This window comes from Idiomarina sp. OT37-5b, from assembly GCF_002968395.1.
GTDB classification, from domain to species: domain Bacteria; phylum Pseudomonadota; class Gammaproteobacteria; order Enterobacterales; family Alteromonadaceae; genus Idiomarina; species Idiomarina aquatica.
Genome location: NZ_CP027188.1, coordinates 1,409,390 through 1,424,933 on the forward strand (window position 1 = coordinate 1,409,390; position 15,544 = coordinate 1,424,933).

The 15,544-nt window shown below is 51.4% G+C and carries 11 protein-coding genes; 7 read left to right on the forward strand and 4 right to left on the reverse strand.

Annotated features, from left to right (window positions below):
* Nucleotides 1-10: 10 nt before the first annotated feature.
* The 3 genes from nrdB (at nucleotide 11) to C5610_RS06570 (ending at nucleotide 1,814) form a co-directional block, all read left to right on the forward strand.
* Entirely contained in the window at nucleotides 11-1,144 is a 1,134-nt protein-coding gene (nrdB, locus tag C5610_RS06560) for a class Ia ribonucleoside-diphosphate reductase subunit beta (protein ID WP_105306470.1), read from the forward strand.
* A gap of 5 nt (nucleotides 1,145-1,149) precedes the next feature.
* Nucleotides 1,150-1,413: a class I ribonucleotide reductase maintenance protein YfaE gene (yfaE, locus tag C5610_RS06565; RefSeq protein ID WP_105306471.1), complete on the forward strand. Its 264-nt coding sequence runs from the start codon at nucleotides 1,150-1,152 to the stop codon at nucleotides 1,411-1,413.
* A 134-nt stretch (nucleotides 1,414-1,547) separates the two neighbouring features.
* On the forward strand, nucleotides 1,548-1,814 hold the full coding sequence (locus C5610_RS06570; RefSeq protein ID WP_105306472.1) for a GrxA family glutaredoxin: 267 nt from the start codon (nucleotides 1,548-1,550) through the stop codon (nucleotides 1,812-1,814).
* 21 nt (nucleotides 1,815-1,835) lie between these two features.
* On the opposite strand, the gene hrpA is transcribed toward C5610_RS06570, so the two are convergent.
* Nucleotides 1,836-5,729 carry an ATP-dependent RNA helicase HrpA gene (gene hrpA / locus C5610_RS06575; protein ID WP_105306473.1) on the reverse strand — a complete coding sequence of 1,298 codons (3,894 nt, stop codon included), beginning with the start codon at nucleotides 5,727-5,729 and terminating at the stop codon, nucleotides 1,836-1,838.
* An 11-nt stretch (nucleotides 5,730-5,740) separates the two neighbouring features.
* A complete protein-coding gene (locus C5610_RS06580) occupies nucleotides 5,741-6,775 on the reverse strand; it encodes an isoaspartyl peptidase/L-asparaginase family protein (protein WP_105306474.1) in 1,035 nt (344 codons plus the stop codon).
* Between the two features lie 89 nt (nucleotides 6,776-6,864).
* On the opposite strand from C5610_RS06580, the gene C5610_RS06585 reads away from it, so the two are divergent.
* The 3 genes from C5610_RS06585 (at nucleotide 6,865) to C5610_RS06595 (ending at nucleotide 10,411) form a co-directional block, all read left to right on the forward strand.
* Nucleotides 6,865-7,104, forward strand: coding sequence for a hypothetical protein (locus C5610_RS06585; protein WP_105306475.1), 240 nt, complete (start codon nucleotides 6,865-6,867; stop codon nucleotides 7,102-7,104).
* Between the two features lie 211 nt (nucleotides 7,105-7,315).
* On the forward strand, nucleotides 7,316-8,752 hold the full coding sequence (gene sbcB, locus C5610_RS06590; RefSeq protein ID WP_105306476.1) for an exodeoxyribonuclease I: 1,437 nt from the start codon (nucleotides 7,316-7,318) through the stop codon (nucleotides 8,750-8,752).
* Nucleotides 8,753-8,794: 42 nt separating this feature from the next.
* On the forward strand, nucleotides 8,795-10,411 hold the full coding sequence (locus tag C5610_RS06595) for a GMC family oxidoreductase (RefSeq protein WP_105306477.1): 1,617 nt from the start codon (nucleotides 8,795-8,797) through the stop codon (nucleotides 10,409-10,411).
* An 18-nt stretch (nucleotides 10,412-10,429) separates the two neighbouring features.
* Here the strand turns inward: C5610_RS06595 and C5610_RS06600 are convergent, their stop codons facing one another.
* Together C5610_RS06600 and C5610_RS06605 are read right to left on the reverse strand one after the other, a co-directional pair.
* Entirely contained in the window at nucleotides 10,430-12,763 is a 2,334-nt protein-coding gene (locus C5610_RS06600) for an efflux RND transporter permease subunit (RefSeq protein WP_105306478.1), read from the reverse strand.
* A 1-nt stretch (nucleotide 12,764) separates the two neighbouring features.
* Nucleotides 12,765-13,946, reverse strand: a complete 1,182-nt coding sequence (locus tag C5610_RS06605; RefSeq protein ID WP_105306479.1) for a WD40/YVTN/BNR-like repeat-containing protein — start codon at nucleotides 13,944-13,946, stop codon at nucleotides 12,765-12,767.
* A 162-nt stretch (nucleotides 13,947-14,108) separates the two neighbouring features.
* On the opposite strand from C5610_RS06605, the gene C5610_RS06610 reads away from it, so the two are divergent.
* Nucleotides 14,109-15,461, forward strand: coding sequence for a DUF1329 domain-containing protein (locus C5610_RS06610; RefSeq protein ID WP_105306480.1), 1,353 nt, complete (start codon nucleotides 14,109-14,111; stop codon nucleotides 15,459-15,461).
* Nucleotides 15,462-15,544: the final 83 nt, after the last annotated feature.

Consider the following 15,544-nt stretch of genomic DNA (forward strand, 5'->3'; position numbering starts at 1 on the left):
AGTTTGCTCAGTGTCTTATTCAACGTTTAACCAAACGCAGACTAACCCGTTAGCCGAGCCCATGTTTTTTGGTAACTCGGTTAACGTGGCGCGTTATGATCAACAAAAACACAGTATTTTCGAAAAACTGATCGAAAAGCAGATCAGTTTTTTCTGGCGCCCGGAAGAAGTTGACGTCAGCCGCGACCGTGTTGACTTTAACAAGCTAACCGCCAGCGAGAAGCACGTCTTTATTTCGAACCTGAAATACCAGACGCTGCTCGACTCCATCCAGGGCCGTAGCCCGAATATCGCATTGCTACCGATTGTGTCTATTCCTGAGCTCGAGACCTGGATCGAAACCTGGTCGTTCTTTGAAACCATCCACTCGCGCTCCTACACGCACATTCTGCGTAATTTGTTCAGCGATCCGAGTGAAGTATTTGAAGACATCGTCATTAACGAGCAAATTAAAATGCGCGCTAATGACATTTCTCAATACTATGACGACCTGATTTTCTACACACAGTTGTGGCAAACCCACGGCGAAGGCGAAGTCGAAGTGGATGGCAAAGTTCATAATGTCACCATGCGCGAACTGAAAAAGAAATTGTTCCTGTGCATTAACTCAGTCAATGCCCTTGAAGCGGTTCGTTTCTATGTCAGCTTTGCCTGTACGTTCGCCTTTGCAGAACGCGAATTAATGGAAGGTAATGCTAAGATCATCCGCTTGATTGCCCGGGACGAAAACGTTCACCTGACGTCAACCCAGCACATGATTAACCTGTGGCAGTACGGTGAAGACGATCCGGAGATGCAGGAAATTGCGGAAGAACTGCGCGACGATGCCTACAACATCTTCATGACCGCGGTGAAGCAAGAAAAGCAATGGGCGCATTACTTATTTAAAGACGGTTCCATGATCGGTCTTAACGAAAGTATGCTGTGCCAGTACGTTGAGTACATTGCCAATCTGCGCATGCAAGCCATTGGTTTTGACGCCCCCTTCCCTGAACAGCGCTCTAACCCGCTGCCATGGATGAACAAATACCTGGTGTCAGACAACGTTCAGGTCGCGCCGCAGGAAGCCGAAATCAGTTCTTATCTGGTGGGTCAAATAGACAGCAGCGTGGATGCCTCCGATCTGGGTGATTTTGATCTCTAGCGCCTATGAGCCAAACGGTCTTTAAGGTGACAGTGAACGGTGAGCATGAGCTCACCGTTGACGCATCTGAAGGAACACTTCTGGAAGCGCTTGAAGCTCATCAGCTCGAGGTGCACTACCACTGTAAAAGTGGTTTTTGTGGTGCCTGCCGCTCGACCTTGAAAAGCGGCAGCGTGCGCTACATTAATGAGCCGCTGGCCTATGTGCGCAAAGGCGATATTCTGCCCTGCTGCTGCGTCCCGACCAGTGATCTGGATCTTGACCACTGACCCGATTTGTTTTTTCGATAACCCTTATCGTATCCATTTATTGTTAATCTGACATAAAAAATGGATAATATGACCAAGTTTTGAACATTCTCAACCGTTTTAAATTCTAACTATTGCAGTAAAGAGGGATTACTATGTTTACCGTTATTTTCGGCCGTCCTGGCTGCCCATTCTGTGTCCGTGCTAAAGACGTTGCTGACCAGTTAAAAGCAGACCGTGACGACTTTGACTACCGTTATGTTGATATTCAAGCGGAAGGCATTACCAAAGCGGATTTGGAAAAAACCGTCGGCAAACCGGTACACACCGTACCGCAAATCTTTGTTGATGAAACACACGTCGGTGGCTTCACAGAATTCGAAGCCTACGCGAAAGAGCATTTAGGTCTTTACGCCGCTTAATGAGTTGAGGTAACTCGCGCCTCAGGCGCGGGTTACCTCATCCATAGCACTCCTTACCCGCTTCTCTGACACCGGATACTTAGTACCCAACGTCTGCGCAAACAACGATACCCGTAACTCCTGCAGCATCCAGTAGATTTCAGCAACTTGCTGCGGTACCACTTTGGTATACTTTTTCAATAGCTTTTTATAATCCTGTTCAAGCTTGTCCAGCGTCAAGGTGTGTAATCGATCCTTGTTCGGATCAACCGGCAGCTTCTCCAGGCGCTTTTGCAGTGCTTTTAAATAACGCTCCACGTCCGCTAACCGCGCCGCCCCAAGTTGACTGACAAACCCCTTAAAAATGAGTTCATCCAACTGCTTTTGCACATCGCCGCGGGACTGTATCTGATCCAATGGTATCTTGCCTTTCAGTTGTTTACGCAGTTGTTGACTGAGCAGCAGACAGCGCTCAACCAAACCGGCTATTACTTCAACCCGCTCATTCAACTCGCCGCGCACCTGTTCTTTCAAGGCCTGAAACGCCTGTTCATCGCGAATCGAGTTACCCTGCTGGCGGTGCTCAGCAATGATTTCATCAACAGCCGCTGCGATACAGTCCTGGATCAGGCTGTCGACCTTACCCCAGGGGTTAAAGTACATTGCCAGCTTGGCTTTATTGGAAAGGCTTTTTTGCAAGTGTTTGACCGGTGACGGCACCTGTTTCAACACCAACTCACGAACGCCGCGCAAGTGCTTAGCTTCGGCTTCGTCGGCGTTGTCATACATTTGTACCGACAGTTTGCCATTATCAGCAGTCAGCGCCGGATAAGCCTTAATCTCAAATCCGTGTTGTTTTTCCGTGACCACCTGCGGTAACACATCAAAATCCCAGTCTTCGACTTCGCTACGCTTGACCTCGTCACCGGCTGATTTGTCCAGGCGCTGTTGCACCCGTCCGGACAACTGTTGCTTTAACACCGACAAATCCCGCCCCTGCTGCACCGTTTTTTTGCCATCCAGAATTTTGAAGTTGATGCGCAGATGAGCCGGTACCGCCTCCTCGTTCCAGGCATCGGGGTCTACGGTTACGCCACTCATGCGACGCAATTTATCCGTCATCGCCTCTAATAAGGAGCCTTGCATGGGCTCAATGTCCGCCATCACCGCACTGGCGTAATTGGGTGCCGGTACAAAATTGCGGCGTATCGGCTTCGGCAGAGACTTAATTAACGCCGCAATACGTTCTTCCCGCAATGCCGGAATGTGCCAGTCGAAACCCTCTTCGGACACCTGATTGAGAATGGCCAGCTGAATATTAACACTGACACCATCGTCCTCCGCGGTCGGTTCAAAGTGATAAGTTAACGGCAGCCGCAGATTGCCCTGACGCCAAAACTCCGGGTACTCCTGTTCGGTAATGTGCGAGGTATCCGCACCGATCAGATCCTCGCGTTCAAAGAACAACAGCTTGGGGTCTTTTTTACTGGCTTTATGCCACCAGCCCGCCAACAGTTTTTCCGTAAAAATACCGGCCGGAATATGACGGTCGTAGGCGTCGAACAGTTCTTCTTCATCCACCAAAATATCGCGCCGGCGCGATTTTGCTTCCAGCTCCTGCACGCTCTCAATTAACTTAATATTATGCTTAATAAACGGTAACTGACGTTTAATCTGTCCCTGCACCAGCGCCTCGCGAATAAACAACTCGCGCGCTTTAACCGGTGCCACCGGGCCATATTGAACACGGCGACGACCCACCAGAATCAAACCGAGTAACGTGACTTGCTCGTCGGCAACAACTGATCCCTGTTTGGCCTCGAAGTGCGGCTCCAGATACTGACGTTTCACCAGATGTTGCGCCGCATCTTCGATCCACTCCGGTTCCACCGCCGCATTTACCCGGCCAAACAGGCGTGAGGTTTCAACCAACTCGGCACTGACGACCCACTTAGGCGGTTTGCCAAATAAATGAGAGCCGGGGAAGATATGAAAGCGCGTTTGCCGAGTACCCTGATATTCGTGTTTTTGATCTTTCAAGCCAACCTGCGATACCAGTCCGCTCAGGATCGCGCGATGCACTTGTTCGAATGTTGCCGCTTCATCATTAATGCGCAGTCCCATCTCGCGAACGCTTTGACGACTCTGGGTGTAAATGTCCTGCCATTCACGAATGCGCATAAAATGCAAAAATTCGCGGCTAATTTGCTTTCGGAATTGATTGCCGCTCAGCGCTTTCTGCTTTTCCTGCACATAGTTCCAGAGGTTCAGGTACGCATTAAAATCAGAGCTTTTATCGGCAAAGCGTTGATGCCATTCATCGGCTTTTTGTTTCGCTTCATGGGGACGCTCGCGGGGATCCTGAATACTCAGTGCGGCGGTGATGATCAGCATTTCGCGCACGCAACCATGCTGCTGCCCTGCCAGCACCATGCGTGCTAAACGCGGGTCGAGCGGCAGTCGCGAAAGCTGTCGACCAATCTCGGTCAGACGTGGCTGTTGCTGTTTACGCCCGGCGTCAATGGCATGAATTTCTTCCAATAAGTTTAGACCGTCTTTGACAAAACGTTCGTCGGGCTTTTGTACAAACGGAAATTCGCGAATATCGCCCAGCCGCAGTGCGGACATCTGCAGAATGACGGCGGCCAGATTCGTGCGTAAGATTTCCGGGTCGGTATATTCCGGCCGGCTCATAAAATCTTCTTCACTGTACAGACGAATGCAAATGCCCGGCCCAATTCGGCCACAGCGACCTTTACGTTGGTTGGCGCTGGCCTGCGATATCGGTTCAATCGGCAGCCGTTGCACCTTGGTACGGTAGGAATAACGGCTGATGCGCACCGTACCCGGATCAATCACATAACGAATGCCCGGAACCGTCAGCGAGGTTTCAGCAACATTGGTGGCGATCACAATACGACGGCCGCCGTGGGGATGAAACACGCGGTTTTGTTCGTGCGACGACAGTCGTGCGTACAACGGCAACACCTCAGTGTCGCGCAGCTGCAAATCGTTTATGGCATCGGCGTAATCACGTATTTCACGTTCACCGCTGGCAAAAATCAGGATATCACCCGGCCCTTCTGCCTGTAATTCCTGTACCGCGTCCAACAGCCCCTGCAAAACATCGGTTTCCGAGCTTTTGCCATCAGTCGGCGGCCGGTAACGTACTTCAACGGGATAGGTTCGGCCACTAACGGTAAGCACCGGCGCATCATTAAAGTGTTTGGAAAAACGTTCAGTTTCGATGGTCGCCGAGGTAATGATGACCTTAAGATCCCGGCGTTTGGGCAGTAACTGATGCAGTACCCCCAACAAAAAGTCGATATTAAGACTACGTTCATGGGCCTCGTCAATCACGATGGCGTCGTACTGCAGCAGTAACGGATCATTTTGTAACTCTGACAACAGCATACCATCGGTCATCAGCTTTATTGCCGTGGTTTCTGCGGTTTTATCCTGAAACCGGATTTTATAACCGACCTGCTGATTTTGCGTATCCTTCAACTCTTCACCGATACGCGCGGCGACGCTGCGCGCGGCTAGCCTGCGCGGTTGCGTGTGCCCAATCACACCACGCCGGCCGTACCCCAACTCCAGCAACATTTTTGGCAGCTGTGTGGTTTTGCCCGAACCTGTTTCACCCGCAACCACCACGACCTGATGCTCGCGAATGGCTTTTTTGATGTCGTCCCGTTGCTGTGCGACCGGTAATTGGTCCGGGTACTCAATATGAAAACGTTGCTCGCTGCGGGCCAGATAAGCCAGTTGAGCCGCTTCGATATCCGCTTTGATTTTGTCCAGGATCTGTTGTTGACGTTCTGGCTTTTTGACTTTGTGCAGTCCACGTAAACGGCCGCGCAGTTGCGCGGCCTGTTGAAGTGTGCATTGTTCCAGTTCGGTCTGATACTGCTTAATCAGCGCTTTAGGATCCATAAACTCCCGACTTAGTTATCCTCGCGGTATATCGCAATATGCGCTTTGCCGTCACCTTTCATGTACCCGCGGTACATGCCTTCGGTATTAAATGGCATCGCAACATTGCCGTCCGCATCTATAATGATGACACCACCGGTGCCCCCGGCCTTTTCAAGCACACCGTGAATCACTTCATCGCCGGCTTCAGCCACGGTCTTACCCTGATATTTCACCCGCGAGCAAATATCAGCTGCAACGTGATAACGAATAAAGTATTCACCATGGCCCGTCGCTGATACCGCACAACTGTCATTATCAGCCCAGGTACCGGCTCCGATGATTGGTGAGTCACCTATTCTACCATAACGTTTCGCGGTCATGCCGCCCGTAGACGTCCCCGCACTGATGTTACCGTCTTTATCAACCGCTACCGCACCAACGGTGCCGTATTTATAGTCTAAATCCAGGTACTCCCACGCTTGTTGTTCCGGCTGTTCACTGGCTTTGATCGTTTCTTTTGCCCGTAACAGCTGCTGATAACGGCGATCGGTATTAAAATAACTGTTATCGACCAGTTCCAGGCCCTGCTTCTTAGCAAAGGTTTCAGCGCCCGCACCACTTAACATCACGTGTACCGACTGCTCCATAACCTCGCGCGCTAATGCAATTGGGCTTTTCACCGTTTTAACCCCGGCTACCGCACCGGCATTGCCGTTCTTACCTTCCATCAGTGACGCATCCAACTCATGCTCACCATCCCACGTGTAAACCGCGCCAACACCGGAATTAAATAACGGTGACGCTTCCATGATCTGAATGGCCGCAATCACCGCACTGGTGCTGTCACCGCCCTCGTTAAGTACCTCATAGCCCGCCTGCAGCGCTTCCTCGAGTTTATCTTTGTAGGCTTGCTCCTGTTCGGCGGTTAAATTCGCGCGGGTAATGGTACCGGCACCACCATGAATGGCAATCGCGATATCGTTCATTTTATGGTCATCAGCCAACGCCGGCGCTGATCCCATCACCGCTGCGGCGAGTACCGATAATAAGAGTTTTGATTTCATTATAAGAATCCCCTGTGTTTTGCTGTCATTGTTCTAACCTTATTAGAGGGGATAAACGCGCATTTAGCAATGCGACTTATGGAGGGATTATGCCTACTTATCGTGTAACCTACGAGCACATTGGCTCTAAAGCGGACATCACGGTGGAAGTCCCCACCGATGCCGCAGCAGGCGACCAACGTCAACTGGAAGACGCCATCGCCCGGCGCGTCGGCGAACGTGTCCTGCCCCACGCCGAGCTGGCCTTTCGCCACGAGGACAACCGTACCCTGACCGAGAAATTAGCGAAGGCTTACGATCTGGTCATCGAAGACTACCAGCGTTTGTAATCCTGGTACGGGCAGCGTGGCTAAAAGGCCGGCGATAAGGTGATGGCTTCAGTTGCTTTTCAAGAGTGTCTGGCGCCATGGATGGGTTTACGGGCGTCTCTTGAAAAGCAACTGTCAATCACCCAGCCGGCTTTCTTAGCCACGCTACCCGCCTGCCCCAAAGATTCGCTGACGTGTTATACTCGAGCGAAAATAATGATCACGGAATGCTATGGACGCTTCAACGCCGACCTTCTACTTTCACGATTACGAAACCTGGGGTGCGAATCCGCACATTGATCGCCCGGCACAGTTTGCCGGTATCCGCACCGATGCGGAGTTAAATCCGGTTGGACGTGCACTTAAGCTGTACGCACAGCCTACCCCCGACTTTCTGCCCAATCCTGAGGCGGTACTGGTTACTGGCATTACGCCCCAGTTAGCGTTGAATCAGGGCGTGAACGAAGCCGATTTTGCCCGCGCTATTCATCAGGAATTTGCCCAGCCAAACACAACGGTGATCGGGTATAACAATGTTCGCTTTGACGATGAAGTATCCCGCACGCTGTTTTATCGCAATTTTTATGACCCTTACGAATACGCCTGGCAAAACGGTAATTCCCGCTGGGACCTGATTGATGTGACGCGAGCCTGCTATGCGCTTCGACCCGACGGTATTGAATGGCCGAATAACGACGACGGCCGGGTGAGTCTTAAGCTGGAGCACCTCTCCAAAGCCAATGGCATCGATCACGGTCAGGCTCACGATGCCATGTCTGACGTGTATGCGACCATTGGTCTGGCGAAGCTGATTAAAGAGCAACAGCCGAAATTGTGGCAGTGGGCGTTTAAAATTCGGCGCAAAGCCGCACTGCTGGATCTGTTCAATTGGCAGCAGCCTCAACCGCTGGCTCATGTCAGTGGTTTTTATGGCAGCGATAACCGTTATTTAAGTGCCGTGCTGCCAATTGCCTTTCATCCGCGCCAGAACAATGCGGTCATCGTATGGGATTTACGCTGTGACCCCGCCGTACTGGATGGTTTGACGACGGAGCAAATCATCGAACACACCTACGCCAGCAAGCAGCAACGCGAGGCTCAGGGGTTGCCAAAACTTGGGCTACAACTGATTAACCTGAGCCGCTGTCCGTTCCTGGCGCCGATAAACACCATTTCCTCCGCGGCAGCGGCCGCGGCGGATTTGGATGTTGATGCCATCAATCAGCGGGTGCAATATTTGAGTTCGGCGGCGGATCAACGTGACCAATTGGTTGCGGTGTACGAACAGGAACGTCCGTTTGTTACGGCGGACGACGTCGACTTGCAAATTTATCAGGGCTTTTTCAGTGATCAGGATCGCAATAACATGGCCATGATCCGGGACGCCAGCCCGCAGCAACTGGCGGGGCTGGAGCTGAATACCGCCGACAAACGTTTACCGGAGTTATTGTTCCGCTATCGCGCGCGTAATTTCCCGGCAACCCTGACCGACAAAGAGCTCGAGCGTTGGCGTCAGTTTTGTCAGCAGCGGATGCTGGCACCGCCGGCAGGCTTTTTATCCGCTGAAGCCTTTATGCAGCGACTGGAGCAACTCGCGCAGGTGCACAACGAAAATACCCATAACTTACGGCTGTTAAAATCGTTGTACGACTATGCGGCTTCGCTGTGATGTGATACAAAATTGTTATGGTTAAAATAACATCATAACAACATGACCTCTGCCTATCGCCAGCATCATTACGACTACATTATTGTCGGTGCTGGCTCTGCCGGTTGCGTACTGGCAAACCGTTTATCCGCTGATGGCCGACACCGCGTGCTGCTGCTGGAAGCAGGCCCCGGTGCTGGTGGCTTTTTTTCGTCCATGCCATCGGGTTTCGCACGCTTTATGCATTCGCGTAAGTTCAACTGGTTGTATCGCAGTCATCCTGATCGTGCATTACGCGACGGCCAGGGACTCTATACTCCGCGCGGAAAAATGCTCGGTGGCAGCAGCGGCATCAACGCGATGATCTACACTCGTGGGCTGGCCTCGGATTATGACCGGTGGGCGGCCAATGGCTGTAGCGGTTGGTCCTACAATGACCTCTTGCCCTATTTTAAAAAAGCCGAGGGTAATCAGCGCGGCAAGGACTGTTATCACAATGATGAAGGCCCGTTACGAGTGTCTGATGTGGCTCCCTGGTACCCGGTTTCTAAGCAGTTTCTGGCGGCCTGTGGCGAATACGGGTTGCCTTACAATGCGGATTTTAACGGCGCGCAACTGGAAGGCTATGGTGCTTATCAATTTACCATCGCCGACGGCAAACGTTGTGGTGCCTATGATGCGTATTTAAAGCCGGCACTCAAGCGCGCTAATCTGGTGGTACTGAATGAATGCCTGACCGAACGTGTGCTGTTTTCCAAACGCACCGCTAACGGTGTCTGCTATCGGCGCGGTGGCCATCGCTATGTGGCCACCGCCGGTAAAGAAGTGATTTTAGCCAGTGGTGCCTTTAATTCTCCGCAGATCCTCCTGCGCTCGGGGATTGGCCCCGCGGCCGAGTTGCAACAATCAGGGATTGAGCTAATCGCGGACAGCCCCGATGTCGGCAATAACTTGCAGGAACACGTCGACATATCCATTCACGTTAAAAACGCTCGTCGCGACGGCATGACACTCACCCCCTTTGGGCTACTAAAGCTAACCCCGGCGCTGATTCGTTACTTGCTGACAAAAGATGGGCAACTGGCACATTCACTGGCCGAAGTGGGTGCCTTTTACCGATCCTCGGCGGCGGTGGCTGAACCGGACATCCAATTGCACCTTCTACCGGTGATGTTTAATGACAGCGGTTACGACTGGTGGCCGACGTTAAAACACGGGTTCACCTGTCATGTCTGTCTACTGCGTCCCCGCTCGCGCGGTAAGGTCAGGTTAAATCCCCAGGATCCTTTAGGTTCACCACGCATTGATTACGGCTTTTTAACCGACTCGGCGGATCAGCAGGATTTACTCAACGGCATTCGCAAAGCCTTAGACATTCTGCAACAACCGAGTCTGCAACATCATAACGGCGGTATTTTATTTCCACGCCCGGCCGATGATGACGCCGAGTTACTTGCTCAGGTTCGGCAACAATGTGGATTGATCTACCATCCAACCAGCACCTGTCGTATGGGCGCTGACAGCCGTTCGGTTGTGGATGAATGTTTGCGAGTTCGGGGAGTGAGTCAGTTGCGAGTGATTGATGCGTCGATTATGCCGACGGTCATCAGTGGCAATACCAATGCGCCTACCATCGCTATTGCTGAAAAAGGCGCCGACCTGGTTAAGGCCGACGCCTAACACGCTAAGGTTTCGTGATTAGGATTGGTGCACGTTACCCACGCGCAGCAGCCTTGCCAACGCCGGGATCAGGATCAACGCGCCCAACATATTCCACAGGAACATGAAGGTTAGCAGGATGCCCATATCAGCCTGGAACTTAATCGGAGAGAAGATCCAGGTGGCGACACCGATGGCCAACGTAATACCCGTAAAGGCTACCGCCTTGCCGGTGTTTTCCAGTGCATAGTGATAGGTTTGTTGCAGATTCATACCCTGCTCCAGACCTTCTTTCACCTTACTGTAGATGTAAATACCGTAATCAACACCGATACCAACACCCAACGCGATCACCGGCAGTGTGGCTACTTTGATACCAATGCCAAGCACGGCCATCAAACCCTGACTCATGATGGTTGTTAACATCAACGGCAGTACGATACACGCTACCGTGCGCAAACTGCGGAAGGTAATCAGACACAAGGCGATAACCACACCGTAAACCCACAGCAACATCTTCGTCTGCGCACCCTCAATAACCGAGTTGGTTGCCGCTTCGATGCCGGAGTTACCCGCTGCCATCAATAAGTCCAGCCCCTCCTGCTGATACTGGCTGTTGAACTCATTCACAGAGGCAACCACATTTTTCAGCGTTTCCGCTTTATGGTCATCAAGGTAAATGATGATCGGCGCCATCGAACAGTCGTTATTGATCAAACCATCAGGAATACGGCTTAGCGACGCATTGGTGACAAACTGATTGCGGTTCAGACTGAACCATTTCAGATTACCCTCGTTGATCGCAAACATACCCATCTTGGATACATACACGATGGACTTAACGTCCTGCACGCCGGCGGTATTTTCCATGTGCCAGCTAAAGCGTTCCATCAACTCCAGGTTCTGATAAGCAATACACTGCTGAGGTTCTGTGGCCGCCATCACCACAAAGATGTCGGTGCTGGAACTGTAGTTATCAACGATGTAGGCGTTGTCTTTATTGTAGCGGCTGTCGGGACGCAGTTCCGGTGCTCCTTTATCAAGGTCACCGATTTGCAATTGCTGGCCTTGATACAGCCCCCAGCTCAGCATCACTAACGCCACCACCAGCGCCGTGTAAGCCCATTTCGGACGAGCAAACTGCTCAAAGAAGTGGACAATCGGATGTTTGGTTTGTTGCGCCTTTTTCTGGTAAGCAATGCCGTTGTCCGACACGCCGAAATAAGACATTAGGATCGGCAACAGACCAAGGTTAGTCAGTACCACGACCGCGACACCGATACTGGCAGCAATCGCCAGCTCTTTGATGACCTCAATGTCGATGACCATCAACGTGGTGAAACCGATCGCATCACTGGCCAGCGCCGTTAAACCTGCAATGTACAAACCGCGGAACGCCAGTCGGGCAGACTCCATTTTATCAAAGCCATGGGTGCGGTTATAACTAATGGCATTGATGATTTGTACACCGTGTGAAACGCCGATGGCAAACACCAAAAACGGCACCAGCATCGAGTAAGGGTTAATGCCACTACCGATAAGGTCAATGATGCCCAACTGCCAGATAACGGCAATGATAGAGCACGCCAATACCGTAAACGTACTTCGCCAGCAGCGGCTGTAGACGTACAACATCACCAAGGTAATGGCTATCGCCAGCAGGAAGAACAAGCCAACCTGATAGGCACCTTCAATCAAATCACCGATCAACTTGGCAAAGCCGGTGATATGGATTTTGACCGAATCGGACTGGTATTTGTCGCGTACTAACTCTTCGAGCTTTTGTGAAAAGTCGGCGTAATCCAGTTTCTCGCCGGTGTCCGGGTTAACTTCATCCAACGGCACGTAAATAATCGTCGATTCAAAGTTATTGGCCACCAGGTTACCAACTTCGCCGGAGCGCAACACGTTTTCCCGCAGTTGCGCAATCGACTCGTCGGAGCCGTCGTACCCATCCGGTATCACCGGGCCACCGACAAAGCCCTCTTCGGTAACTTCCATCCAGCGTACATTTGGCGTCCACAGGCTGCGCAGCCCGGAACGGTTTACGCCCGGAATAAAGAAAACTTCATCGGTAATATTTTTGACAGTTTCCTGAAATTCAGCGTCGAAAATATCGCCTTCAGTATGTTCAACCGCAACACGCACCACGTTACCCAAACTGGACAAATCGCGTTGATAGTCAAAATAATTTTGAATAAACGGATGCTGGGTCGGGATCATCTTGGTAAACGATGCATCCGGGCGTACTTGTGCCGCGCTGTACCCTAAAAATACCGTTAGTAAGGCAAAAATAATCAGCCACGGCAGGCGAAAGTTAAACAGGAACTTTTCCAGCCAGGCTGGTTTTTTCTCATAAACTTTTTTATCCACGTTACTGCGCTCCCTGTGCGGCTAACTCGGCACTGTCTTCACTGATACGGGCTGGCCAATACATCAAACCACTGCGGCCGGTAAGAATTTTCTCATCACCATCGGCAATGATGTCCGTTATCACTGAGTTACTGGGGTGCGAATGTTGCTTGGTGTTTAACTGCGGATCAATTTCGACAATGGCTCCGGAGTTACCTACCAACCATTGATGACCATTTGCGTCACTGAAACCACCGGAAAGGTTATCGTTTGCCGGACTGTCGATCGCTTGATAACGGTCGCCAAGATCATCGGAATAATAAATATTGCCACGCAAACCATACAGCCACACGCGGCCGTTAGCGTCAAAGTGCGTGCCAAAAAATGAACCCGGGTATGGCGGCGGTACCGCTTGCCAGGTTTCACCTAAATCGGTGCTTCGGTACGCGGTACCGGCTTCACCGGCAATAAACAGCGCATCGCCGAACTGACTGATGGCGTTCAAATGGAAGCCGTCAGGGTTATCGAGCCGGTCGTTCAGTAACTGCCAAGTTGCACCGCCATCTTCCGTTTTTACCAAGGTGCCATAGGCGCCGATGGCAAACGCTGTCTCCGCATCCAGCGCGACCAGATCGAGAAAAGGCTTGCTCGGGCCGCTTTCCTGCAGCGCTTGTTGTGCGTTTTCGAGCTGAAACTTTGCCGTGTCCAGATCCCATTCCAGATCACCGACATCGGCGCTATCGGCCGTTTCAATGGCCGCTTCCAGTTCAGCAACCTGTTGTTGATAAAAGGCAATTTCCCGCTCCAGTAGCGTAAAACCGTCCAGTACGGTTTGCCAACGCTTACCGCCATCGGTGGTTTTAATGATGACGCCATGATGACCGGTCGCCCAGCCTGTCTGTGCGTCACTGAAATCAATACTGGTTAGCAACACGCTGGTCGGAACAGCTGCCTGCTGCCATGTGTTATCATCGCCAGACTGGTAAATAATGTTACCGTGCGCGCCAACCGCAACAAGGCGGTCGCCTGCCCGGGCCACTTCGATCAGTACCGAATCTTTAATTTTATTTGATGTTATTGCCGGTGCTTCAATCACTTCGTACTCGGCGGCAGCTGTTGAGTCCGTACTGCCTTCCTGTGCGATTGCATTCATGCTCAGCGTGCCTGCGAGCAACAACCCGACATGGGTTGGGGACAAACGCATGGAACCTCCTGCTTACCTAAAATGTCATAGGATTGTATAAGGTTAAGATTATTTGAAAACCTTTTTTGTCCATTTTCCTGCTTTTTTTAACGAAACTATTGCCTGACAGGTCTAACCTCTGGCAAAGTGGTGAACGAAAGTAGAACAACAAGGAAAAATACAATGAACAAACTGATGCTCAAAGCTGGTGTTTTTGCCCTATCGGTCATTTCCGCTAGCGTTGCCGCAAAGGTGAGTCCGGAACAAGCAGCTCGTTTAGGCCAAGACCTAACGCCAATTGGCGCAGAAAAAGCGGGTAATGCTGACGGCTCGATTCCGGCATGGAGTGGTGGCTTTTCAGATAAAAGCGTTGACGAGGTTCGTGGTACTAACCCATTCGCTGACGATGAAATCCTCTTCACCATCACCAGCGAAAACCTGAACGAGTACCGCGACAACCTGACGCCTGGGCAAGTCGCGATGTTCGAAAAGTACCCTGACTACAAAATGAACGTTTACCAAACACGTCGTACCGCCACCTATCCGGATTCGTTGTGGCCGCAAATTCAGAAAAACGCGGAAAACGCGGAGCTGGTTGCCGGCGGTAATGGTATTCAAAACTATGAAACCACGACCATTCCGTTCCCAATCCCGCAAAACGGTGTGGAAGCGGTATGGAACCACATCACTCGTTTCCGGGGTGGCGCGGTGACCCGTAATGTGGCCCAGTTCCCGGTGTTGTCAAATGGTGACTATGTTCCAGTGGAACTGAAAGAAACCTTGGTATTCCCGGAATACCTGGCAACGGGTCGTGAAGAAGCGGACGATAACGTTCTGTTTTACTTCCTACAGGAAGTTGAGGCGCCGGCTCGCTTGACCGGTACGGTACTGTTGGTTCACGAAACCATCAACCAGGTTAAAGAAGGCCGTCGTGCATGGATTTATAACGCCGGTCAGCGTCGTGTCCGTCGCGCGCCGAACGTTGCCTATGATGGCCCGGGTACGGCAGCTGATGGCCTGCGTACGTCCGATAACCTGGACATGTACAACGGTGCGCCGGATAAGTACAACTGGGAGCTGAAAGGCAAAAAAGAAATTTATATCCCTTACAACAACTACGAAATCATGAATCCGGAACTGGATTATGATGACATCATCAAAGCCGGTCATATGAATCAAGACTTGATTCGTTATGAAAAACACCGTGTTTGGGTTGTTGAAGGTACCCTAAAAGACGGCGAGCGTCATATCTACTCTAAGCGTACTATGTACCTGGACGAAGATACCTGGACGGCGTCGCTGGTTGACCACTACGATGGTCGTGGCGAACTGTGGCGTGTCGGTGAAGCACTGAACACTCAGTTCTACCACGTTGATGTGCCGTGGATGGCCGCTGAAGCTCTGTATGACCTGGATTCCGGTCGCTACATTTCACTGGGCCTCGGTAACGAAGAAAGTGAATACATGGACTGGGATATTAAGCCAGAACGTGAAGACTTCAGCACCAACGCTCTGCGTCGTGCGGGTATTCGTTAACCGTCATACCCTTAGCATTAGACCAAAAAAGGCCTCTTTCGAGGCCTTTTTTCTTGCGCCAAAGGCGCAAGCTACACGTAGGT